Source organism: Streptococcus pneumoniae (genome assembly GCF_001457635.1).
In the GTDB taxonomy this organism is placed as follows: Bacteria; Bacillota; Bacilli; order Lactobacillales; family Streptococcaceae; genus Streptococcus; species Streptococcus pneumoniae.
Genome location: NZ_LN831051.1, coordinates 546,153 through 571,100, shown reverse-complemented (window position 1 = coordinate 571,100; position 24,948 = coordinate 546,153). Strand labels below are relative to the sequence as shown.

Here is a 24,948-nt window from a genome sequence, read left to right as displayed (position 1 = left end):
ATAGTTGAAATGATAAATTAGGAGGAGCTTATGATAAAAGATGAACGTGTACTTGAATTGATTGAAATTATTAAAAAGAAAAAAAGAATTGCCGTAAAAGAGCTGGCAGAAATCACTTTCTCCAGCACAAGTACCTTACGTCGTGATTTAATTTTCTTAGAAAATCAAGGTCTTATCAAAAGAAAGCACGGATACGTGACCCTGTCCTCTATGAACACAATTGAACTTTCTCATCAAATACGGGAAGGAGAAAGTACTAGGCAAAAAAGACTAATCGCTAGTCTCGCTAAAGACTTTATTCGGTCAGGTATGTGTGTTTATCTGGATTCCAGTACGACTGTCTACGAACTTTGTCCCTATCTTTCTGAACTTGATAATTTGATTATTTTTACAAATGGTTTACATACTGCACAAACCCTATCTGAAACTGTTAAAGATAGCTCCAAAATCTTTATCACATCTGGCGAGGTCAAACATCAATCCTGTTCCGTGGTCAATTACGATAAGGAAAATTCTTTATTAGATCATTTTAATATCGATTTAGCATTTTGTTCAGCAAGAGGTATTGATGACCAATATGTTTATGAAGCTTCTCTCAGCCAAGCTATTTCAAAAAAGAATATTATTGACAAAGCCCATGAAACCATCTTACTGATTGATAGCTCTAAATTTTACAAGACTGGATTTTTTAAAATTAATCCCCTATCCAAATACACAACCTTTATTTCTGACACCGTGCCAGATCAAAAATTATTAGACGCAGTCGAATTATTTGATGGAGAATGGGTTTCTGATATTCAATGAAAATCAAATAGGAAGCTAGTCTCAGCTTGCTCAAAGTACAGATTTGAAAACTGATCAAGTCAAGTCCCCCATGGACACGGCAAGACGAAGCTGACATGATGTGAAGAGATTTTCGAAGAGTATTCGTTCTGTCTGCTGACTGATTTACAAATATTCACCACATGACATTATTTTCTTAGCAATTCTAAAAACAGAGGCTGGACAAAAACTCAATTTCAGGAGAAAATGGAGTAAACCTTCCCACAATAAAACGCATAGTATCAAGTTTTTGCACACCTGATATTATGCGTTTTTCTGATTTTAAAGACTTTGTCGCCTAGACCCTATATTTCAAGAATTAAGTGACCTTGATGATCTAAATATATTGTGGTATACTATTTTTGTCATCGGTTACCGATTACGTTCCTATGGGTTCGTGAGAGGAGGTGAAACTAATGAGCCTTATCATAGAGCTCGCTCTTACTATTATAGCGGATGTTATAGCTGGAATTATCTTGTATTTCGTCTGCAGATGGCTAGATAGTAAGGAGTAGACCGAGTGACTAGCCTATAAACACCCGTTAAATCGCTAAGATACGTCAAAAAAGCCCTTAACTACGGCCATAGTTAGGGGCTTTGGTGTTCTAATGAACCTTATCAATTAACTACATTTTAGCATATAATCTACAATAGTTCAAGCATTAAGTGAGGTTGATGATCTAAATTTAGTGTGGTATACTATTTTTGTCATCGGTTACCGATTACGTTCCTATGGGTTCGTGAGAGGAGGTGAAACTAATGAGCCTTATACCAGAGCTTGCTCTTACTATTATAGCAGATGTTATAGCTGGAATTATCTTGTATTTCGTCTGCAAATGGCTAGATGGTAAGAAGTAGACCGACTGACTAGCCTATAAACACCCGTTAAATCGCTAAGATACGTCAAAAAAGCCCTTAACTATGGCACTAGTTAGGGGCTTTGGTGTTCTAATGAACCTTATACACTAACTACATTCTAGCATATAAGCCCAGATATTTCAAGAGTTTTATTTATTGTTTAAAGTTCTGAAAGGTCTATAATGAAGTTAGCCATCTAGTATCAAAAAACCGACTAGCTCTTATGAACTAGTCGATTTCTCATCAATGCGCCAACATTTCTTGGGCGATTTCTTGGCCAGATAGGTTATCTGGGTAGTAGGTTGGCCAGTTGTCCATTTCTTCAAAGAGGGCTTCTTGGCTTGTGCCTCCAAAGAAGATATGGAAATGTTCTGCCTTAACTGGGGCAACATTGTGGTCACTAAACTGAACATACTTGAATTGTCCAGCGTCAGCATCTGTGGCTTCAAAGAGGAAACGCACGCCACGATTGCCTTTCTTGTAAGTCAAAATTTTCTTACCGACATACTTGTAAGTGTATTTCTTGCTTTGTCCACCTTGAACAAATTCCATAGTATTATCAGTAATGTTAATCTTAGTCACATCTGTCTGATAGCCTTTTGTATAGTAAGCCTTGTACTCAGCCTGGGTCATCTTACCAGTCAACTTAGCCTTGTAGTCAAAGACTTGGTCAAACGTGCCGTCTTCAAGGAAAGGATAAACTGATTGCCAGTTACCTGCATAGTCACTCAAGGTGCGGTCCTTGACAGCTGCATCCTCGAAGTAACCATTTTGGACTGTCTTGGTATCCTCTGCCTTTTCAGGTTCGATTGCTGGGCCTTCTTGGTCTGTTGTTTGTTTCAAAGCCTTGAGGTTTTTCTCCATCACGGAAATGTAGTTTTCTCCAGCCTTGGTGTCCTCTTCTGTCAGACTTTCTAAAGGATTGAGGACATCAGTTTTGACACCTGCTTCTTTTGAAAGTGTGTTAGCAAGGGCTTGTGAGGCATTTTCTTCAAAATAGATATAGGCGATTTTATTTTTCTTGACATACTCTGTCAATTCTGCCAAGCGAGCAGCTGATGGCTCTGCATCTGGAGAAAGTCCTGAGATTGCGACTTGTTTGAGTCCATAGTCCAAGGCAAGATAGTTAAAGGCTGCGTGTTGAGTCACAAAGCTCTTTTGTTTTGCTTGAGACAAGCCTTCTGCGTAAGCCTTATCCAAGGCTTGCAATTTTTCGATATAGGCAGCTGCATTCTTCTCAAAGGTCTCTTTTTTATCAGGATAATCTGCTGACAAGCTGTCGCGGATGTGCTCTACTAGTTTAATGGCACGAACTGGTGATAACCAAACATGGGGGTCAAACTCATGGTGATGACCTTCTTCTCCATGGTCATGGTCTCCCTCTTCTTCCTTGCCACCTGGCAAGAGCAACATATCGCCTGTCGCCTTGATGGTTTTCACTTTTTTCTTATCCAAGGTATCTAGCAATTTAGGTACCCATGTTTCCATGTTTTCATTTTCATAAACGAAGGTATCTGCATCTTGGATTTTGGCAACTGCCTTGGCAGATGGTTCGTATTCATGAGGTTCTGTCCCAGCACCGATTAGGAGTTCTACATTAGCCGTATCTCCTGCGACTTGCTTGGTAAATTCATAGACAGGGTAAAAGGTTGTCACGATATTGAGTTTACCATCTGCCTGTTTTTGATTGGAACAAGCCACTAAAAACAAGGCACATAGACTGGCTAGTAATAAGCTAATTTTTTTCACGTTCGTCTCCTATTTGATAAAACGTCTTACTAAACTGATTAGTATAAAGACAGTTACAAAAATAATGGTAATACTTGCACTTGCAGGTGTTTCTGCATAGTAGGAAATGTAAAGTCCTGCTACCATTCCCAAAAAGCCAATCGCACTGGCAAGCAGCATAACCGATTTAAAGTTTTTCCCCAGACGCAGGGCAATACTAGCTGGCAAGACCATAATGGTCGATACCAGAAGAGCTCCTGCTGCAGGAATCATAAGGGCAATAGCCACCCCTGTCACCATGTTAAAAAGAATGGACATGGTACGAACTGGCAAGCCATCCACAAAGGCCGTATCTTCGTCAAAAGTTAAGATATACATAGGACGAAGAAAGAGAAAGGTCAAAATCAAAACAACCGCCGCAATGACAAAGAGGGAAATGACCTGTTCTTCACTGATAGTCACGATCGAACCAAAGAGATATTGGTCCAAACTCATTGAACTCGAGCTTTTACCCTTGCTCATGACAATCAGAGAAACAGCCAGACCTGTTGACATGAGGATAGCTGTCCCGATTTCCATAAAGCTCTTGTAAACCGTACGGAGATACTCCAGAAAGACCGCCGCAATCAAGACAATGGCAATAGTAGAAACAGTTGGAGAAATCCCCAAAACCAGACCAAAGGCTACACCTGAAAGTGAGACGTGGCTAAGGGTATCACTCATCAAACTCTGACGACGCAAGATGAGGAAGGTTCCCAATACCGGTGAGAAAAGACTCATAGCAATAACCGCCAAAAAGGCGCGTTGTATAAAGTCGTAAGATAATAAACTAAGCATGGCCCACCTCCTGGCCATTCTCATGAACGTTGAAACAACGCCATGGCGAGTCTTGGTTACGGACTAGATGAATATTGCGATCCGCATAATCCTTAACTTCTTCAGGGTCATGGGTAATCATCAAAACAGCCTTGCCATGATGATGGGCGCTGTGGTGCATGAGTTCGTAAAATTCATTTTTACTTCCTGCATCCATCCCCGTTGTTGGCTCGTCTAGGATAAACACATCAGGGTCAGAAGCAAACATACGCGCAATCACCGCTCGCTGCTTTTGTCCCCCAGATAGAGACCCCAAGCGTTTGTCTCGATGTTCCCACATGCCAACTGAGTCCAGACTGGCCTTGATATGCTCCTCATCATGAGCATTCAAACGACGGAACCAGCCTTTTCTCGGATAGCGACCCGACTTGACAAATTCATAGACCGTACTTGGAAAACCAGCATTAAAACTGGCAATTTGTTGAGGAAGATAGGCTATTCTCAATTTCTTACCTTGCGTATTTGTCTTTGAAATAGCCACCTTTCCAATGCGTGGTTGCAGAATTCCAAGACTAGCCTTGATGAGCGTCGTCTTAGCCGCTCCATTTTCCCCAGTCAAGGTAACAAATTCCCCACTATCAACACTATAATTGATATGTTCAAGAACAGGCTCCTTATCATAATAGAAGGACAAATCCTCTACCGTAATATATCTCATTATTTGATTTCTCCTACTAAAGCAGTCAAAAACCGCTGAATCACTTTTTGTTCATTTGGAGTAAACTGAGTCGCCACTTGTTCATAGGTTAAAAGTGTATGCTCATGGTGATGGTGGTGCTCCTCAGCGATTGGACGAGCCAAGTCAGTCAACTGATAAAAAATCACACGCGCATCTTTAGAATCTTTAGATGTTTCCAACATCCCTTCCTTGACCAAAGACTTAATGGCCTTGGTAACTGCCGCCTGACTGACATTGAGACGACGGGCCAATTCTGAATTTGTTAAAGATTCCTCTGACAAGAGCATAAGGATATGCTCCTGAGTATTGGTCAGGGCCACCTCGCTAGTGCAATGACCTATTAGGATTTCATGCTGATTTTCCGCCTGCAAAATCACCTCATTCAAAAAAGCATTGATATCCTTTGCTAGCTGTCTCATATCTGACTCCTTTCCTTTTAGACTTCTCTTTTTTAAGAGAAAAATACTATTCTTTGACATTTTGTTTACCAGTTAATTATATCACAAGCAAAAAAAGAGTCAAGAAAAAACGTGAAAACTAGTTTCATTCTTGAACTCTTCTATATTATATTATCTATTGAAATTCTTTGACATCTCCATCATAAGTCGCCCAATCTTTGCTGAAAAAGCGCTCATTCAGATGGTAAGTCGGAGCTGGTGTGGGATTGGATAGGAAAGGATCAACTGCCTTGTCAAAAGCCAACCAACCCAACCAACCAAGGTGAATGGTGTCCTTCATAAAGAAAGGCTCCCCGCCGTCCTTAGAAAAATCTGCTATATTGGTAAAACCTTGACTTTCTAACTGGTAGCGAATCTTCTGCACCGTTTGTTGGTACATATCCTCTCGTAGACCAGCATAGTCCATCCATTTTTTATTAACAGGTGGAATGATAAAAATCGGGTTTACCTTAGATTTAGAAAACTGTGTTAAAACCAACTGCAAGTCATTATACTCTGGCGACTTGAGATAGGTAAAGCTTTTCTGAGAATCCTTTAATTTCTTCAAATCCTTCTTGATCTGCTCATTATAGAAATAATTTTCCATTCCCATCTCATTATTGGAAGTATTTTTTTCAGCATCTGCTTTGACAACATCTTCTATTGCTTGATAAGAAAACTGGTCTGGCAAGATTTTTAAATACTTAGCTACATGCTTATCGTAGTTAACATAGCCTCTAACCGAAAACTGACCAAAAAAGGAGGCTTGGCGTTCATTAAAACGAGCCAATAATTCAATCATTTCATTGTCTGCTGTCGACAATTCTCCTTTACTTGCCAACTTCTGAACCAGGTCCTTCATAGCTACGTTTGGGAACTGTTGCAGTAAGCGAGTCGCTGCATATTGACTAGCCTGATCCCCAGATTGATGTTTCAGAAAACTAGTCAACTGGTCTCCATTAAAATACTGCTGGAAGGCTGCTGGATCATAGCCATTTTTACTGAACCACTGAGGTGAGATAACATACACAATTTGTTTATTCTCCAGCTGTGGTAACATCTGTTGCATTCCAAAATATTGGTTAAGCGATGCAGCTCCCCCCTGTCCTAAAAGATAAGGACGGTAGGAACGATTGTATTTCTCAGCTAATACCGCAGGATGAGCACCGTCAAAACGAAGCCATTCACTAGAGCCAAAGAAGGGAACAAAACGCACATTTGGATCAGATAGTGCTCTGACTTTTTGACTTCGCTCCTTAAAACTATCGATAGTAGTAGCCACTGCTGAACGCTTTTCAGCTCCTAGATTATGATGCATCTCAGTAGGATAAAAGAAAATGAGCAGAAAAACCAACAAACCAGCGATCAAGACCGGTCCGAAGATCATCCATAAGCGTTTAAGCATTTTGTAGCTCCACAATACCAGCTATGATTTTATTAGCTGTATTCCAGTCGTCACGACCAAACTCTGTTACAGGGACACGAATGTCAAAACGGTTCTCAATCTCCACAATCAACTCAACCGTTCCCATACTATCCAAGACACCTGCATCAAAAAGATCTTCATCCATCATGTCAGAAACATCTTCCATAAACAACTCATCAATAATTTCAATAACTTCTGATTTGATATCCATATTTTATTTCCTTTTATTTTTTAAACCATAGATTATTCAAGAATCCAGAAAAGATTAAGAATGACAACATGACAACATGGAAAGTGATAACCATGCCAAGCAACTGAATCCAGCGATTCTCAGGTAGGGCAGCCTTCCCTGCTTTTTTCCGTTCCTTATTGAGCGTTTTTTTCTTGCGAACCCAGGCATCATTGATGACCAAGCCTAGTCCATGAAAGAGTCCATAGGCGATATAGTACCAGGTCACACCATGCCAAAATCCCATAATCAGCATATTTACAATGTAGGCCATACTTGAGGTTACATTACGATTTTTAAAGACTTTCTTTCTGGTTAACACCATCACCATTCGCATAAAGACAAAGTCACGGAACCAGAAGGACAGACTCATATGCCAGCGATTCCAAAACTCCTTTAAATCCCTTGATAAAAAGGGCTTGTTAAAGTTGATAGGGCTACGGATTCCCATCAAGTTTGAGATGGCCAAAGCAAACATAGAATAACCTGCAAAGTCAAAGAAGAGCTCCAGACCAAAAGTATACATAACTGCCAAGGCATAGAGATTAAAGAAGCCACCTGACTGCAAGGCTAAATTCTTCAGAGGAGGTAGTAAGGTCTCTCCTAAAACATGAGCTAGGATAAACTTATACAAAAAGCCCCACATGATATAGCGGACAGATTCATCCAGCATATCCATCAACTCATCTCGCTCAGGAATAGCCTGATAATTTTCATTAAATCGCTTAAAGCGATCGATTGGACCACTCGAGAAAGTTGGCATGAAGAGAAGGAAACGGAGGAATTCCCAGAGGGTAAAATCCTTAATCACTCCATCTCTCAGCTCGATGACAATTCCAACCGAACGAAAGGTAAGGTAAGAAATTCCCAAGAACCCAAGCAAAGACTGCGTTCCATTGATAGCTGGTTGCACCTTGACAAAGATAATCGGAAGTAGGGACAGAAAACTAACTAAGTAGAAGACCCACTTGCCATCCTTGCTTTTTCGATAATGCTTGTAGAAAAGCAGGAGCAATATTTCCCAGCAAAGGTAAATACCCAAGGCAGCTAGTTGATTGGTCTTTCCACCCACCAACATGGTGACAATAAAGAAGAGACTTACCAACACTTCATACCAGGCAAAACGTTTCTTGAAAAAGAGACCTATAAAGATGGGCAAGGTTGCAGCAATCACATAAACAAAATACTGAGGATTGCCATATGGCTCTAAATGAGGAAGCTGTTGAAAAAACTCCATCATCTCTTATTCACCTCGTTAATCAATCCTTTGATGTCAATCTTTCCATTTGGAGTCAGTGGCAAACTGTCTCGGTAAAGGAATTTAGATGGCATCATGTAGGACATCATGATGTCTGTCAGGTCTTCCTTGATGGCCTTGGTAATATCGATATCTCGCTCAAACTGCTCACGAACACCGTCTTTTAAGATGACATAAGCCAATAGATTTTGTACCTTGTGGTCCTTGTTATAGCGCGGTACTGCGACAGCAGATTCGATAAAGCGAGACTTGTTGAGGTTTTGAGAGACATCTTCTAACTCAATGCGGTAACCGTTAAACTTAATCTGGAAGTCCATGCGTCCGCCGTAGAGAAGCAAGCCCTCATCTGTCATAGTTCCCACATCGCCTGTGTGATAGGCTGGCAGACCTTCAAACTCAAAGAAGGCTTCTGCTGTTTTTTCAGGATTGTTCATATAACCTTTTGAAACAGCTGGCCCAGAAACAATGATTTCTCCCTGTTCGCCATTTGGCAGTTTATTTCCTTCCTCGTCAATGATAAAGGTTGGAGAATCAGCCTTGGTATAGCCGATTGGTAGGCGTTTGAAAGTCGCTAACATCTCGTCTGTCACGGCAACTGCTGACAGAGCTACTGTCGCTTCTGTTGGGCCGTAAGCATTGATGATACGGGCATTTGGGAAACGCTCGCGCAGTTTTTGAGCTGTTTTGACCGTCAATTCTTCACCATCAAAGTAGAAATGCGTGATTCCAGGCATTTTCTCACTGTTGAAGTATTCAGACAACATGGCCATATCTGCAAAGGATGGTGTTGATGTCCAGATAGCGATTGGCAATGAAAAGATAGCCGCAAAGAGTTGCTTAAAGTCCTGAGTGATGACTGAAGGAAGAGTGAAAAGCGTACCACCAAGTGCCAAGGTCGGTGCCCAATACATGACAGACAAGTCAAAAGAATAAGGTGGCTGTGCCAGCATTTGCGGACGACTCGGTGTCGCAAATTCCTTATCCGTAATCATCCAGTTTGTAAAGCTGAGGAGATTATCATGTGAAATCTGCACTCCCTTAGGCTTACCAGTCGTACCAGAAGTAAAGATAATGTAGTAATTATCATCTCCCTTGACTGGATGCGTGATTTCATAGTTATTCCCTTGGGCAAAGGCTTCTTGAACCTGAGCTAGATTTATCATTGGTGTAGAAACCTGCTCCAAGGGAAAGGCTGAAATGGCAATAATCAAGCTTGGCTCTGCTACTTCTAAAATAGCTGAAACTCGCTCCAAGGCCGAATGGCTATCAATTGGAATGTAGGCATGACCTGACTTAGTCAGCGCTACAAAGGTTGCCAACATTTCATATTCTTGGCCACCAAAAACAACCACAGGAGACTTCTCAGGCAAGCCTAGTTGGTCAATGACTGCAGCCAAACTATCCGAATCAGCCTTTAAATCGCCATAAGTGTGTTCCTGCCCCAAAACATTATAGACAGGATAGCTAGGCTGTGTCTGAGCAAAATGCTCAATGGTTTCAATCATATCTGCTATTGGTTTATTTGACACAATAGGGATTCTCCTTCAAGTTAAAATTCATTATAGATAAAGCTTCCTTGACCCTGACCAAGATAGCTAAAGAAGTAAAGCAGCCCTAGAAAGATAAGAAAATACAAGGCTGTCCGACCAAGAAAGAGGTACAATTCTTTTCTCTGTTTCATCAAGAAAAACCATTCATTTCTGTAATTTTTCGCTAAAATAAGAGTGATTCTTACTAGCTTATTTTTCTACCATTGTACCACTTTATATAGTATCTTTTCAATTGTTTACCGTATGTTTCCAATAGATTTCAGCTTATTTTAAGGATTATACAGTTTTTCTATGTATATTTTCAAATAGAGTGATCCTGCTTCAAAACTCCATTTCAGGAGACAATGAAGTAAATCTTCCCATAATAAAACACACAATATCAAGTTTTTTCAACACCTGATACTATGCGCTTTTCTGATTTTTAAAGACTTTTTAACCACTCTCTCATTTAAAATAATCTCGTCTGATATAAATTAAAATAGCTTCTATCATCAGACAAATGGCTGATAGCCAAAAACTGATGCTAATACCAAAACTCTCAGTAATATAGCTCATTAGCAAAACAAATACTGAAAATGCTAATGTAGAAATCACTTCAAGAACGGAATAGACATTAACTAAATGATTTTCCTCTACTGTTTCCTGAAGAAATACACTTTCAGGAACTTCTTTTAGTTGCGATAACATACCAACTAAAGCTGAAAATAATAAAAACATCTGTGCGTTTGGAAAATATAGAATAGTCAGTGTCACTATTGCCATAGCTACAAGAGGAAAAAGAATACTTTCCCATTTAGCAGCAAGGAACTTTTCAGATAGCCTAAAAGCAATTAAGCCACTAATTATAATACCAATAGAGTATGCTGTATTAGAATATCCCCAGTAACTTTCCGTTTTATTTAATAACTCCGTTACAAAAACAAGTATAATGGAAGAAACCCAAATCGTATTTGAAAAAGTTTCCAATAAATTTGCTGATACAAAAAATCTTAATCTAGGATTTCTAGCAACTAACTTCCAACCTTTGAGCAAAATTTCAAGATTAGTTTCTGACTCTAACACCTCCACTTCAGCGTTAGGAAGAAATAACATCAGAAAGCTAGAAATGATATACAAGACTAAAATGATAAACGTGGTAGGTAACAGACCAATTGTTGCAAACAAGAGTCCACCTAATCCCCAACCTATCAATTGAACAGCTTCACCAGTCATTGATAAGGCTGAATTAGCCTTACCCAAATCGGTCGCATAGCGTGGCACAATAGCATAGGAAACGGGTGCTGCAAAACCATCTAGTATGGAAATTGCAACAACAAATAGATAGGTCACCAAAGGCGCTACGGATTGCATTACGGTAAACATTCCTACCAGTATCGCCAATAATATAGTCTTTCCAAATTGAAATAAAGATAAAACCCTATTTAGCGCTAACCTTTTAGTAACCAACGGAACTAAAAGACTCGCAACAAAAGAGGATATTCCTATTAAGATAGGAACTAGTGATGTGGCAATTACTGATTTTGAAATAATGTATATGTTAGCAATGATTGTTACTCTAAAGAAAATATCTGCTAAATTTGCAAATAATTGAGAGACTAACAACTTGACAAATGAATTAGACATGTAGCGCTCCCCCTTTAGTTACAAACTTTGGAATTAAATTTGATTTTTAATATTTTAGCATAAAATAGCAGAAAACAAAAGTGAGGTTTTTTACATGAAAAAACAAAAACTATTGCCTTTATTATTCCTAATTTTAGGAGGAATTATGATTATCGTTGTTGGCTAGTACTAAGAAGTTAGTTAGTTAGTAGAATAATTACATCTTCAATCGAAAAAGAGACTGGGAAAAAGTCTTAAAAATCAGAAAAACGCTCAAATCCTTTGGCGCTCTAAGCTTTTCTAATGATAGATTTTAGATAGTCAAAAAAATATCTGAAAAGTTCCCAGATCGTCGTCTCAGCATCAAAAATACGTGAAATTTGCATAATTAAAATAAATTTCAGGGGAGTTAATCGAGTAGGGGATAATCTCTAGCCCCTCTCACACCACCGTACATGCCGTTCGGCATACGGCGGTTCAACTAACTTTTAACGCATGTCGTTCAAGGTAATAATCCAAACACGAAACCAGTCCACGTTTTTCAAGGACTGGTTTTGATATAGCACGTTTAAGTACCGACTTCTGAGCTACTAATTGATAATGGTCGCCCCAGCCAGATACCTTATCTGCTATCCATTTAGGAACTCCTAACTTAAGCAATCCCCATAGTCGTCTCGATTTCTTCTTCCATTGCTTCCAGATAATCACTCGTAGGCGAGTACGCAAGCGCTCATCTATGCTAGCGACTATGCGCTTCATATTTCCCAGCGAGAAATAGTTTATCCATCCTCGAATAGACAAATTCAGTTGCTCAATACGTCTTGTTAAGTCTATACTCCATTTCCTCTGTGTTAGTTTCTTCAATTTAAGCTTAAATCTCCGAACACTATCTTGATGGGGACGACTTTTCCAACCATCTGATGATTTCCAGAACCCAAAACCTAAGTATTTCAGCTCTCTTGGTCTGGTAATCTTAGCCTTGGTCATATTTACTTTCAAACCTAGTCGCTTCTCAATAAAACGACTGGCTGAATACATCACACGCTTAGCGGCTGCCTCGCTTCCGACCGTAATCACACAATCATCTGCGTAGCGCACAAATCGAAGTCCCCTCTTTTCTAATTCCTTGTCCAATTCATTAAGCATGACATTGGATAAGAGAGGAGATAAATTTCCTCCCTGTGGCGTGCCAACTAGCGTTTTATGACGCTGACCATTAATGATAACACCTGAATGAAGATACTTACGAATCAGGGATTCCGTATCTCCGTCTTCGATAATGTTATGTACCAAGGACATCAATCTATCTTGAGGAACCGTATCGAAAAATTTCTCTAGGTCTATATCCACTATCCACTCATAGCCGTCATTTAAGTACTCTAAGAACTTCATGATGGCTTTTTCACATGACCTATTTGGTCTGAAGCCATAACTCGTATCTGAGAAATGGGGTTCACAAATGGGGCTAATAACTTGGACAATGGCCTGTTGAATCATTCTATCCATAACTGTTGGAATTCCTAGTTGACGGATACCTCCGTTTGGTTTAGGAATCTCAACTCTAAGAACTGGTTGAGGCTTATATTTTCTCTGTTTTATCAGTTCCTTAGTCAAGCGCCAGTTTTGTCTGAGATAATTATCCATCTCTTCGATAGTCATTCCATCAATCCCAGCTGAGCCTTTATTGGATTTTACTTGATTGTAGGCTTCCAGCATATTTTCGCGTGATAATATCTTATCTAGCAATTTTGACATGTGCGTATTCCTTTCTTGTTTTGGTGCCTGAGGGACATCTTATATTGGTGAACCTTCATCTAGTCATTACGTGTCAAAGTCCAGTTCTATCAGACCACTCATTTTACAGACACAAGTGAAGTAGGATTACTTCGATCTGTCGTTTTCTCTTTCTAGCGACAGACCTCAAACAGTCTCTCCCCAGACTGTTTGAGTATTCACCCCTTCGCTCCACTTCCATTACGGAAGTTTCCTCACTACTATGGGCTCGGCTGACTTCTCATGATTCGTTGTTACTACGCTTTCAGCGCTCATGAAACCTCACGGGATAAGTCGTACATCTTTCCTCGTTTATACAAGATATGAGGACGTTAAAAGGTTACAGTGAAAATAGGAAATCTGACGCAGAGTCTTTAGACTCTAGAAAGATTTATCTTTTTCACACAAACCTTAGTCCGAATTCAATTACTCTCGTGATTTACACATATAGGTTACGACTACCTTTTTGGACTTTAGAGTTTGAAGCCTCCTTATCCGCTATATACGCCTTGCTATCACGTTCCTGTTCGTAGAGCCACGATTTCGCTATCTCTTCCTCTCCCCGCTACCTCACGATAGTCAGGCTTGGGAATCGCTTTTGGGTTCACCGGTAGCAAGTGCCCACGGAGGACTTGCACCTCAGATATACGACATGCCCGTCGTACTACAAAAAAACGACGATTTAAATCGTCGTTTTACTAAAATAAATATGCATTTTTTTTTTTTTTTGAAAATACGTCTATTTATTTTTTATTGTTTTTTATTGTAGAGCAGACCCAAGCGAATGAACATAGGTTGTAAAAAGCAAATGAAAAAACTGCGAGGATAATAGCTTCTGTGTCTAAATAACCCATTTCGAGACCTCTTTTCAACAACAACAAGCCTGTAGTTTCGATAACGATCAAACATAAAAATATATAAAAAATTTTCGCATTAAGCATATTGTTACCGCTTTCTTTTTATTTGGTTTTATTGTATAATAAAAGTTGAAAAAAATCAAAAATACAAAGGAGTTTCCGTTATGTCTAAGATGTTTAAATGCATGTGTTTGCTAGTTATGTCTGTTTTCTGTATGTCTAGCATTTCCCCGTCGCTTGTTGTTTTTGCTGATGATAGCTTATCGGCAAACTCTAAAGTTGTATCTGGTGAGGCTCAGTTTGAGAATGGCTCATCAGTGCGGTTCGGAGATACGCAAGTAAATATTTTAAGCGATGAAGTTCTTGAGGTTGTCAATCCAGATGGAAGTGTAGACACTATTGAACGACGTGCTGACGGCGTCTATATCAATGGGGCATTTTATATGGCTTATCAAAAGAATGAAATCGACCTAAATATATCTTTTAGATCATACGATCCTAATGTTTGGAATTACGTCAACACAATACATGGGAATAAACAAGCTAACACATTCGCTAACTTCATGACTGGTGCTGGAATCAGTTATATGATTGGTAGGATAGGTGCTTTATTGGGGGGTCCATGGGGTGCAATAATTGGTGGAGCATATTTTGGTATACAAGCTTATCAGTCTTACTTGGATTCACAAAGCCCATATCCATACTACATAACAAGTACTTATATCCATGTTGCTCAAAGAAAATGGAAGTTTATCACTGAATACTATAGAAACTCAAACTATACTGGGTATGTAAAAACCGTAACAACCTACGTGAATTTCTAAAATATAAACCCTGCCTAGATATAAAGGCAGGGTTTATATTTTAGTTAATTGCTCAAGTAATTTGTAAGCATAATACTTGCGAAACTCTATTTGTTCAAGCGGTTCAAAAGCTCTTGTTTTTTATCCTCAAGCTCAGCTCTCCTTTGCTCGATTTCTTCACGTTTTTGGGCGATTTCTGCTTGCGCCTCGGGAGTTTCCAAAGTGCCTTGTGACTTGTGACTTGTGAAATTCTACTAGCATATCAACGATTTTTGGGTCTAATTCGTTGACATAATCAGGATTTGACCATTTCGGCACGTTGCTTGCAGGTGCTTGCTTTTTGCCGCCTTTTTTGGGCGTTTTGGCTTGTTGTTCAGCTTTCTGACTGTAGTTGACCTCGTGGAATTTTCGTGCTTGATATGATGCATTTTATTATGAGAAGATTTACTTCATTTTTTGCTGAAATTGGGCTCTTGCCCAAGCTCTATCAACATAATTGTTTTCTAGATTAGAAAAGTGAGAATACAAGCACGGCCAAGGCTGCTCCGATAACAGGGCCTACAACAGGAATCCAAGCGTAAGACCAGTCTCCGTCTCCCTTGTTTGGAATTGGCAAGATGCTGTGCATGATACGAGGTCCAAGGTCACGAGCTGGGTTCAAGGCATAACCTGTTGTCCCACCTAGTGATAGACCGATACCGACAATCAAAGTTCCCACTGCAAAGGTTCCGATACCTGCCTGAAAATCGTAAAGACCCAAAGCAAAGATTGTCAACACCAAAACAAAGGTTCCAAGGATTTCGCTAATCAAGTTTGATACAGTATCCTTGATGGCTGGTCCAGTACTGAAGGTTGCCAGGATATTGCCTGCATTTTCTTCTGCCTCATAGTGAGGTTTGAATTGCAACCAAACCAAAATCTGACCCAGCATGGCCCCTGCGAACTGGGCTAAGATATAAGGCAAAACGGAAGCCCAAGGCAAACCACCTTTTAAGGCCACACCGATGGTCACAGCTGGGTTTAAATGAGCTGGACTGAGCTTGCCAGATACAAAGACTGCAACCGCAACTGCAATCCCCCAACCCATAGTAATCACAATCCAACCTGAGCTATTGCTCTTGGTTTTAGGAAGAACCACACCTGCAACAACACCATTTCCTAGAAGAATCAGGATTAAAGTCCCTAGAAATTCTCCAAATAATTCATTCATCATCTTTCTGTCTCCATTAAAAAGAAGGGACGGGCGACAAGGAATGCTGCCCTCCACCTCTTTTATTTTTTCTTAATTTTTTAATTCTGCTAAATCGTTGTTAGCGAGAGCTGCTTCGACATCAGCACGGTAAGTTGCTTTTTCTTCTTCTGTCCAGTCATAGAATCGTCCCATTTCATCCAAAACTGGCTCAACGATGCTATCCAAGCTATCACGCATAAAGAGCATATGGTTGGTACGACGAAGAAGGAAGTCAACTGGGCTAAGAGCCAACTCGTTGCGCATTGCATAGTGAAGGGACAAAGTATCTGCCAAGCTGAGTCCTGGCGCTTGTTCCAAGCTGTGAGCAAGTGCAAAGACTTTCGGTGCATTTGAACCGTAAAGATTTGCCAGATAGTGAGCTTCCTTGCTATCCAAACCACGTGATACTCCAAGTTGCGCAAAGGCTTCGATTTCTGAATCCACATTTGCTGGGTTCAATTCTCCACCTGAAACAGGGTAAGTTTTAGAATTGATCAATTTAAAGCTACGGTCAAATTCTGCTTTGAGGATGTCAACCACGCGCTCCATAGCTCCTTCAGCCATCTTACGGTAGTCTGTGATTTTACCGCCAGCAAGAGTCAAAAGACCATTGTCATCACGGTCCAAGCTAGACCCACGAGAAACTGCAGATGGATCCAAATATTTCTCAGATGTGCTACTTTCAAGCTTGCTGACAGCAGACTCAACATCTTCACGTGTTTTTTCTTTGGAGAGATAAGATTCAACAGTCGCAATCAAGTTGTCAAAGCTTTCATCACTGATGGTACCGTTATTTCCACCATTATAGTCAGAGGCACTGTTCCCTGCAATCAATGGACGAAGACCTGCCCAGCTGCTTTCGATATCATCAATGGTGATGTTGGATTCTGGAAAGCGGTTGTTGACAATGCCAAGTAGATAATCTACATCTTCTTGAGTTACTTTTGGATGCTCCAAATCACCTGTGTAGTCTGTATCAGTTGTACCAAAGTAAGTCTTGTTTTCACGTGGGAGAACAAAGACCATACGACCGTCACCCAAACCTGTGTCAAAGTAAACTGGCTGTGAAACCTTGATTTTGCTTGAATCCACTACCAAGTGAACTCCCTTAGTTGGGCGCATTTGTGAGAATTGCGTTCCCTTATTAGACAAATTACGTACTTTATCACTCCAAGGACCTGTTGTATTAATAACCAGACGGGCCTTGATTTCAAATACTTGGTCTGTCAAGAGATCACGAGCTACAACACCTGTAATCTTGCCACTTTCGTCAAAGAGGAAGCCTTCTGCCTTCACGTGGTTGGCAATGAGGGCACCGTCTTGGTTGGCACGTTTGATGTTTTCAATCACGAGACGCGCATCGTTGTTACGGAAGTCAAGATACACTCCACCTCCTACCAAGCCTTCCTTCTTCAAGTTTGGCTGGCGTTCCAAGACTTGATCCTTGCTCAAAACCTTGTTCGCAGTTGGTGTGTTGCTCACACCTGCTAAAAGGTCGTACAAGTCCATGGCTACTTTAAGACGGAAGAGGCTAAAGGTTGCTCCATCTTCATCGTAAACTGGTAAGAGCATTGGATCTGGTTTTGGAATGTGTGGAGCGATTTGTTGAACCACTGCACGTTCAGAAACCGTATCTGAGACCACCTCTACGTCAAATTGTTTGAGGTAACGAAGTCCTCCGTGAACCAATTTTGTTGAACGACTAGATGTTCCTTCTGCAAAGTCTTGCATTTCAATCAAACCAGTCTCAAGACCGCTAGCTGCCGCCTGCAAGGCTACACCAGCTCCTGTGATTCCTCCACCGATAATCAAGAGGTCCAGGGTGCGTTCCTGCATTTTTTTAATTGACAATTCACGTGTTTTCTTTGAAAATTCCATATTTACACACTTTCTAAATAAATCGCTTTATTCTGCCAGTATTAGTCGTCTACTTCCGCAAAGACTTGAGTTGCTTTCACAGCCTTCTTCCAGCCCTTGTAGAGTTGTTCCTTGCGAGATTCGTTCATAGATGGCTCAAAGAGTTCTCCTGTCTCGTTCAAGAGTTTCAACTCGTCCAAGTCTTTCCAGTACCCTACTGACAAACCTGCTAGGAAGGCCGCTCCTAGAGCTGTTGTTTCCAAGTTTTTAGCACGTGCAATGTCAATGCCTAAAATATCCGCCTGGAACTGCATGAGGAAGTTGTTCATGGCTGCACCACCATCCACCTTCAGTACTTGAATGGCGGTCTGAGTATCCATTTGCATGGTGTCGATGATGTCACGCACTTGATAAGCAATAGATTGCAAAGTCGCCTTGATAAAGTCTTCTTTGCTTGTTCCACGAGTCAAACTAAAGACGGAACCACGAGCATTTTGGTTCCAGTATGGAGCGCCTAGACCTGTAAAGGCTGGAACGACATAAACTTCATCGTTGTTGTGAGAATCACGAGCGTATTTTTCAGATTCTGGTGAATTTTCAACCATGCGAAGACCGTCACGAAGCCACTGAATAGCACTTCCTGCGATGAAGATAGAACCTTCCAAGGCATAATAAACCTTACCGTTGATTCCGTAACCAATGGTTGTCAAGAGGTTGTTTTCAGACAACTGCATCTCTTCCCCAGTATTCATGATGATGAAAGAGCCTGTTCCATAAGTATTCTTAACCATACCTGAATCAAAAGCCAACTGTCCAAAGAGGTCTGCTTGTTGGTCCCCAGCCATACCTGAGATTGGCACCTCTCCACCGTAGAAATGGAATGGAGCTGTCTTGCCGTAGATTTCGGAGTTAGAACGAACTTCTGGAAGTATAGCCTTCGGAATGTTAAGGATTTCCAAAATCTCATCATCCCATTTGAGTTCTTTAATGTTATAAAGCATGGTACGAGCTGCATTTGAGTAGTCAGTCACGTGAGCCGCACCGTCAGTCAATTTCCAAACCAACCAAGTATCGATAGTACCAAAGAGCAATTCCCCTTTTTCTGCTCGCTCTTGAGCACCTTCTACATGATCCAAAATCCAACGAACCTTGGTAGCAGAGAAGTAAGCATCAATAATCAAACCAGTCTTTTCATGGAATTTTTCCACATAACCTTGGCTTTTTAGTTGCTCAGCCAAAGGTGCTGTCTGGCGTGACTGCCAAACGATAGCATTGTAGATAGGAAGTCCTGTTTTCTTATCCCAGACAACCGTTGTTTCACGTTGGTTGGTAATCCCGATTGCCTCGATTTGATTTGGCTTGACACCACTTTCGATGAAAGCACCCGCAATAACTGACTGAACAGAGTTCCAAATTTCATTGGCATTGTGCTCAACCCAACCTGCTTGAGGGAAAATCTGGGTAAACTCTTTTTGACTCGAGCTAACCTTTTCCCCTTTTTTGTTGAAAATGATGGCACGAGAACTTGTAGTTCCCTGGTCAATGGCCATGATGTATTTTTCTTGTGACATGTACTGTCCTCCTGATAAAGATCTTTAGGTGTTTCCTCTTTACACTTACTAGTATACAAAATAAAGCGCTTTCTTGTTTATCAACTTTTTTTAATTTTTAAAAAAATGTGAGGAGATTGTGTGAATTTCACAAAAAAGACCTGGATTAACCAAGCCTTTTAAGTGAATAATAACTGACGAATCCCTGCCAAATCTTCCATATCCAAGTCATTTTTTAAATAATAGACTGGTGTCTGTTCCTTCTTATGAATAGGGTTATTGGTAACCAGCAAATCATAATGCCGACTAGGGTCATAAGCTTCAATGGTAATAAAACGATTGTATTCCAAATACCGTTTCAAAATGGCTGCCATCCTTGAAAAGACAAGAAAACCAGATGTCAAATCCAGACCAATCCGCATATGCTGGCCACCGTTTTCAGCCATATATTCGATTAACTGGAGCCATTCCCAGAGAATCTTCTTATCTAAATCTGTCCCCTGTTGAAAAGCAGGTAGAGCATGAAAAATCTCCTCTGCTGTCTCTTTAAAATCATGTTCCATCAGTAAATATGGATGACGATTCTCTAACTGGTACTTGTAGCGATCCTGTAAAATATAGCCCTTATAGAGATAGACTTGAGCACAAAGCTGACTGAGTTCATAGGTGACATGGTCCTCTGTATAATCCCCCAATAGTTCCTCCTTCTTCATTTCTTGAATCAATTGCGTCAGTAAATCTGCCAACTGCCCTCCAAAACCAAGAATATACTCCATAGTATGAAGAGGAAGAATGCGATGAGATAGGAGAAAAGAGAAGAATATCATCATCTCACCATCCTCAACTCCTAGTGGAATATGTTGCCCAGCAAAAAAGGACGGAACCTTTCTCAGCAAACGAAGATAGAAGATATTGTCAAAATACCCTCGCATTTTCTCTTCTATAACTTGAAACTGACAAGCATTGACCCGAAGACGTTGTTGACTGATGTGAGCCCAGAGAACCAAGTCCAATTTCTGCCCCGCAGACAAACTTGCACCGCAGATTTCCTCTAAATTGGCAATCTCCTGTTTTCTCTCTGGTTTCTGCATGTGACCTTCCCATTCCTGACTCGACCAGACCTTTCGGAAAAGACAGAAATAGAAATAGCGAATCTGATGCTCTGGACCTCGCCAACGTCCATTTTGGATGGATAAATCAAATTCTGACAAAATCTGATTTAAACCAGCCAAGTGACGACCAAGCGTAGCCTCGCTAATCACTAATTCTTGAGCCAGCTGATGGGCTAAAAACTGTTGGTGGTAGAGAAGATAAACCAAAATCTGGTATTTAACAGCACTCTCCAAAAACAAGCTCCGAATATCTCTCCCCTTGGTAGCTGCACCGATAGACAGACGCAGATTTTCATCTTCTGAGTGAATAGTCAGTTCTAAGCCACTATCCAAAGCCTTGTCATTGAGCAGGGTGACATATTTGGTTAGGGTTGCTTTTGAAAATCCTGTTTCTTCCATTACAGCCTTGACGGTCGTCTGAGACTCTTGTAATAGAAAGGAAAGGATTGAAAATTGACCACACTCGGCTTTCTCCATCAAATCTCCTAAATACATTTGTTATCCCTTTCATTTTCTACCTTAAGCATAGCATAAATCTTACAAATGCTAAAATAATCTGTTTCTCTTTTTATTTTCATGCTGATTTCCTGGTCCATTATCCTGAAAATCAGTAAACACACGGCTCCCCCTTTGGGCATTTTTATGCTAAAATAGTAGCTATGGATAAAATTATTAAAACTATATCAGAAAGCGGAGCCTTTCGTGCTTTTGTCCTTGATAGCACTGAAACCGTCCGCACTGCTCAAGAAAAACATCAAACCCAAGCTAGCTCAACTGTAGCGCTTGGTCGAACTCTTATCGCCAGCCAGATTCTCGCAGCCAATGAAAAAGGAAATACCAAACTTACAGTTAAGGTGTTGGGATCTAGCTCTCTAGGTGCTATTATCACCGTCGCTGATACCAAGGGGAACGTCAAAGGCTATGTTCAAAATCCTGGTGTTGACATCAAAAAGACTGCGACTGGTGAAGTCCTAGTCGGACCTTTTGTTGGAAATGGTCAATTCCTCGTTATCACAGACTACGGTACTGGAAATCCTTACAACTCTATAACTCCCCTCATCTCTGGAGAAATCGGTGAAGACCTTGCCTTTTACCTTACTGAAAGCCAACAAACGCCTTCAGCGGTCGGCCTCAATGTCCTTTTGGACGAGGAAGACAAGGTCAAGATTGCAGGTGGTTTCCTAGTTCAAGTCTTGCCAGGAGCCAAGAAAGAAGAGATTGCTCGCTTTGAAAAACGCATCCAAGAAATGCCAGCTATCTCTACTCTTCTCGAAAGCGACGACCATATCGAAGCCCTCCTCAAGGCTATCTACGGGGACGAAGCCTACAAGCGTCTTTCTGAAGAAGAAATCCGTTTCCAATGTGACTGTAGCCATGAACGCTTTATGAACGCTCTTGCCAGCCTTCCAAGCTCAGACTTACAGGAAATGAAAGAGGAAGACCACGGGGTAGAAATCACTTGTCAATTCTGCCAAACTACTTACAACTTTGATGAAAAGGACCTGGAGGAACTCATTCGTGACAAATCTTAATACACCTTTTATGATTGGCAATGTTGAGATTCCCAATCGTACCGTTTTAGCGCCTATGGCTGGCGTGACCAACTCAGCCTTTCGTACCATCGCAAAAGAGCTCGGAGCTGGACTCGTTGTAATGGAAATGGTCTCTGACAAGGGAATCCAATACAACAACGAAAAAACCCTGCACATGCTTCATATCGATGAGGGCGAAAACCCTGTCTCTATCCAACTTTTTGGTAGCGATGAAGACAGCCTAGCACGCGCAGCAGAATTTATCCAAGAAAACACTAAGACCGATATCGTCGATATCAACATGGGCTGCCCTGTCAACAAAATCGTGAAGAACGAAGCTGGTGCTACGTGGCTCAAGGATCCTGACAAGATCTACTCTATCATCAACAAGGTCCAGTCTGTCCTTGATATCCCACTTACTGTCAAAATGCGTACCGGCTGGGCGGACCCATCTCTGGCAGTAGAAAATGCCCTCGCTGCTGAGGCTGCAGGTGTTTCTGCCCTCGCCATGCATGGCCGTACCCGTGAACAAATGTATACTGGCCACGCAGACCTTGAGACCCTTTACAAGGTTGCCCAAGCTCTAACCAAGATTCCATTCATCGCCAACGGTGATATCCGTACTGTCCAAGAAGCCAAGCAACGCATCGAAGAAGTTGGTGCTGACGCAGTCATGATTGGCCGAGCTGCCATGGGAAATCCTTACCTCTTCAACCAAATCAACCATTACTTTGAAACAGGAGAAATCCTACCTGATTTGACCTTTGAAGACAAGATGAAGATCGCCTACGAACACTTGAAACGATTGATTAACCTCAAAGGAGAAAACGTCGCAGTTCGTGAATTCCGCGGCCTCGCTCCTCACTACCTCCGTGGAACATCTGGCGCTGCCAAACTCCGTGGAGCCATTTCGCAAGCTAGCACCCTGGCAGAGATTGAAGCCCTCTTGCAATTGGAGAAGGCTTAATAGTTTAAAACCCGTAACTCTCTTAAAGAGCCTCTTGAATGCCGCCATTCTTTCCTCATCAAAAAAACTCCGTAGTCTCTAGCGCTATAAATCCGGCTAGAGATTACAGAGTTATTTTTTAATCTAAACTTCCTACAAGGGTATATTATCTACTGAAAGGATATGGTATTTGTAGGGAATACTTTAAAGAGTTCTTACAGGAAGTCAGTATTAACTAGTTATATTAGGTTTAGTTTACCCATTCACCATTGGCATTGACTCCATAGCCATCTACAGTTGTGTTGACTGCAAGGGCACCTGAGCCATTGACATAGTACCATTTATCTGATACTTTGAACCATTGGCTTGCTTTCATAGCACCTGATGCTTCAAGATAGTACCAGGTATCTCCATCTTTCACCCAACCTGTCGCCATATCACCATTAGCGTTTAGGTAGTACCATGAGCCATTGTATTGGAGCCATCCTGTCGCCATATCACCATTAGCGTTTAGGTAGTACCATGAGCCATTGTATTGGAGCCATCCTGTCGCCATATCACCATTAGCGTTTAGGTAGTACCATGAACCATTGTATTGGAGCCATCCTGTCGCCATTGAACCATTAGCGTTTAGGTAGTACCATGAACCATTGTTTTGGAGCCATCCTGTTGCCATTGAACCATTAGCGTTTAGATAGTACCATGAACCATTGTTTTGGAGCCATCCTGTCGCCATAGCGCCATTGCTGTTGAGGTAGTACCATGAGCCATTGTTTTGGAGCCATCCTGTCGCCATTGAACCATCAGTATTGTAGAAGTACCACATACCGTTTTCTTGTTTCCAGCCTGTTTTTGGAGTAGATGGTTGTGCTGGTTTTTCAGTTTTTGGCGGTTGCTGTTGAGTCAAGCGATTATATTCTTCTTCTGATCTACGAGCATAGTCTTCTTCAGCTTGTTGTTCAGCTGGTTTTTCTTTAACTTTATCTTCTTCTGCTGCTTTTCGTTTAGCTTCTTCTTCTGCTTTTTTACGATCTGTCTTGATTTTTTCTAACCTTGTAGCCTCAGTTTCTTCACTCTCAACTTTCGCTTTTGCTTGCTTAACTTTTTCCTCGTTTCGAGGTTCCTTAGCTTCCTCTTTTACTAGTTCAAGCTCCGCTTTTTTAACTTCCACATCGGACTCAGCAATTTCAAGTTCAAGCGTTTTGTAAGTAATGGTTGGGTAGTTACGGTAATCTTCTTCTTTTTGATCCTTGGCTTTCTTCTTAGCTTCTTCAACCTTCTTCTCAGCTTCTGCTACCTTTTTTTCTAGTTCTGTCGGCTTGTTTGGCTTCGCTGTATCTGAAGCTTCCGGTTTAGTGGAAGAGCCTGAACTTGACGAAGAAGATGGGGCCTTTTTATATTTAGACACAGCTTCATCTAGTTTTGATCGACTTGTTGTAATAAGTCCCTGTATTTCGGTTTTTGAGGTTGATTGAACTATTTTATTCAAATACTCGTTCTTAATCTCTTGCAACTTGTTAACTAGATCTACAGTATCTTTATGTCTATCTCTCTCTAATTTTGTATAGATCTCACTCACTTTTTTTTCTTTATATTCACTGACCGCTGTCTTTGCCTTATCTCGTTCTATATTGATTTCTCCTTGTTCTGTCTGACTTTTATTTGCCATATTAGAAAAAGTGGCTGCTTGGGTACTTCCCTCGTTCTCTGTCGCATGAACCACACTCCCCATAACAAGACTGGCAACTACTACACTAGCTACTCCAATACTAAATTTACGAATTGAATAATGTACTTTTCTTTCGCTTTTTGATGCAAACAT

21 protein-coding genes and 1 pseudogene are annotated in these 24,948 nt (G+C 40.9%); 4 read left to right on the top strand and 18 right to left on the bottom strand.

The genetic code is table 11. The annotated features are described in order from the left end of the window. Window positions 1-30 precede the first annotated feature (30 nt). Window positions 31-804, top strand: coding sequence for a DeoR/GlpR family DNA-binding transcription regulator (locus AT689_RS03040; RefSeq protein ID WP_000588555.1), 774 nt, complete (start codon window positions 31-33; stop codon window positions 802-804). A gap of 1,119 nt (window positions 805-1,923) precedes the next feature. Here the strand turns inward: AT689_RS03040 and adcA are convergent. The 12 genes from adcA to AT689_RS13655 form a co-directional block, all read right to left on the bottom strand. Further along, window positions 1,924-3,429 (bottom strand): zinc ABC transporter substrate-binding lipoprotein AdcA, encoded by a 1,506-nt coding sequence (gene adcA, locus AT689_RS03035; protein WP_000724085.1) that lies wholly within the window; start codon window positions 3,427-3,429, stop codon window positions 1,924-1,926. A 9-nt stretch (window positions 3,430-3,438) separates the two neighbouring features. Continuing rightward, complete coding sequence (locus AT689_RS03030; RefSeq protein ID WP_000950018.1) at window positions 3,439-4,245, bottom strand: metal ABC transporter permease; 807 nt, start codon at window positions 4,243-4,245, stop codon at window positions 3,439-3,441. After that, window positions 4,238-4,942: a metal ABC transporter ATP-binding protein gene (locus tag AT689_RS03025; protein ID WP_001269488.1), complete on the bottom strand. Its 705-nt coding sequence runs from the start codon at window positions 4,940-4,942 to the stop codon at window positions 4,238-4,240. The genes AT689_RS03030 and AT689_RS03025 overlap by 8 nt, the downstream gene beginning before the upstream one ends. Then, complete coding sequence (gene adcR / locus AT689_RS03020) at window positions 4,942-5,382, bottom strand: zinc-dependent transcriptional regulator AdcR (protein WP_001249319.1); 441 nt, start codon at window positions 5,380-5,382, stop codon at window positions 4,942-4,944. The genes AT689_RS03025 and adcR overlap by 1 nt, the downstream gene beginning before the upstream one ends. A 154-nt stretch (window positions 5,383-5,536) precedes the next feature. Then, complete coding sequence (gene dltD, locus AT689_RS03015; RefSeq protein WP_000919860.1) at window positions 5,537-6,805, bottom strand: D-alanyl-lipoteichoic acid biosynthesis protein DltD; 1,269 nt, start codon at window positions 6,803-6,805, stop codon at window positions 5,537-5,539. Further along, entirely contained in the window at window positions 6,798-7,037 is a 240-nt protein-coding gene (gene dltC, locus AT689_RS03010; RefSeq protein ID WP_000351967.1) for a D-alanine--poly(phosphoribitol) ligase subunit DltC, read from the bottom strand. The genes dltD and dltC overlap by 8 nt, the downstream gene beginning before the upstream one ends. Window positions 7,038-7,050: 13 nt before the next feature. Beyond that, complete coding sequence (gene dltB, locus AT689_RS03005) at window positions 7,051-8,295, bottom strand: D-alanyl-lipoteichoic acid biosynthesis protein DltB (RefSeq protein ID WP_000969751.1); 1,245 nt, start codon at window positions 8,293-8,295, stop codon at window positions 7,051-7,053. Further along, window positions 8,292-9,842, bottom strand: coding sequence for a D-alanine--poly(phosphoribitol) ligase subunit DltA (dltA, locus tag AT689_RS03000; protein WP_025173805.1), 1,551 nt, complete (start codon window positions 9,840-9,842; stop codon window positions 8,292-8,294). The genes dltB and dltA overlap by 4 nt, the downstream gene beginning before the upstream one ends. A gap of 20 nt (window positions 9,843-9,862) precedes the next feature. Continuing rightward, on the bottom strand, window positions 9,863-9,994 hold the full coding sequence (locus tag AT689_RS02995) for a teichoic acid D-Ala incorporation-associated protein DltX (protein ID WP_000813667.1): 132 nt from the start codon (window positions 9,992-9,994) through the stop codon (window positions 9,863-9,865). 313 nt (window positions 9,995-10,307) lie between these two features. Next, a complete protein-coding gene (locus tag AT689_RS02990; RefSeq protein WP_000071455.1) occupies window positions 10,308-11,486 on the bottom strand; it encodes a ryptide export MFS transporter in 1,179 nt (392 codons plus the stop codon). A 456-nt stretch (window positions 11,487-11,942) separates the two neighbouring features. Next, on the bottom strand, window positions 11,943-13,220 hold the full coding sequence (gene ltrA, locus AT689_RS02985; RefSeq protein WP_000040348.1) for a group II intron reverse transcriptase/maturase: 1,278 nt from the start codon (window positions 13,218-13,220) through the stop codon (window positions 11,943-11,945). A gap of 761 nt (window positions 13,221-13,981) precedes the next feature. Further along, window positions 13,982-14,179 carry a hypothetical protein gene (locus AT689_RS13655; protein ID WP_000930581.1) on the bottom strand — a complete coding sequence of 66 codons (198 nt, stop codon included), beginning with the start codon at window positions 14,177-14,179 and terminating at the stop codon, window positions 13,982-13,984. 131 nt (window positions 14,180-14,310) lie between these two features. On the opposite strand from AT689_RS13655, the gene AT689_RS02975 reads away from it, so the two are divergent. Then, complete coding sequence (locus AT689_RS02975) at window positions 14,311-14,919, top strand: hypothetical protein (protein ID WP_001844696.1); 609 nt, start codon at window positions 14,311-14,313, stop codon at window positions 14,917-14,919. Between the two features lie 86 nt (window positions 14,920-15,005). Here the strand turns inward: AT689_RS02975 and AT689_RS13320 are convergent. From AT689_RS13320 to AT689_RS02955, 5 genes and pseudogenes are all read right to left on the bottom strand, one after another. Continuing rightward, window positions 15,006-15,216: pseudogene (locus AT689_RS13320) on the bottom strand (hypothetical protein). Between the two features lie 190 nt (window positions 15,217-15,406). After that, a complete protein-coding gene (locus tag AT689_RS02970; RefSeq protein WP_000980827.1) occupies window positions 15,407-16,111 on the bottom strand; it encodes an MIP/aquaporin family protein in 705 nt (234 codons plus the stop codon). Between the two features lie 69 nt (window positions 16,112-16,180). After that, entirely contained in the window at window positions 16,181-18,007 is a 1,827-nt protein-coding gene (glpO, locus tag AT689_RS02965; RefSeq protein WP_000395924.1) for a type 1 glycerol-3-phosphate oxidase, read from the bottom strand. 41 nt (window positions 18,008-18,048) lie between these two features. Then, window positions 18,049-19,557 carry a glycerol kinase GlpK gene (gene glpK / locus AT689_RS02960; protein WP_000076782.1) on the bottom strand — a complete coding sequence of 503 codons (1,509 nt, stop codon included), beginning with the start codon at window positions 19,555-19,557 and terminating at the stop codon, window positions 18,049-18,051. A 158-nt stretch (window positions 19,558-19,715) separates the two neighbouring features. Then, on the bottom strand, window positions 19,716-21,143 hold the full coding sequence (locus AT689_RS02955; RefSeq protein ID WP_000280548.1) for a helix-turn-helix domain-containing protein: 1,428 nt from the start codon (window positions 21,141-21,143) through the stop codon (window positions 19,716-19,718). Window positions 21,144-21,307: 164 nt separating this feature from the next. Here AT689_RS02955 and hslO point away from each other — a divergent pair, with 164 nt between their 5' ends. After that, complete coding sequence (hslO, locus tag AT689_RS02950; protein WP_000357845.1) at window positions 21,308-22,180, top strand: Hsp33 family molecular chaperone HslO; 873 nt, start codon at window positions 21,308-21,310, stop codon at window positions 22,178-22,180. After that, entirely contained in the window at window positions 22,167-23,147 is a 981-nt protein-coding gene (gene dusB / locus AT689_RS02945) for a tRNA dihydrouridine synthase DusB (RefSeq protein ID WP_001867624.1), read from the top strand. Before hslO ends, dusB begins: the two co-directional genes overlap by 14 nt. Window positions 23,148-23,376: 229 nt before the next feature. On the opposite strand, the gene pspC is transcribed toward dusB, so the two are convergent. Next, a complete protein-coding gene (gene pspC / locus AT689_RS02940) occupies window positions 23,377-24,948 on the bottom strand; it encodes a pneumococcal surface protein PspC, choline-binding form (protein WP_000458177.1) in 1,572 nt (523 codons plus the stop codon).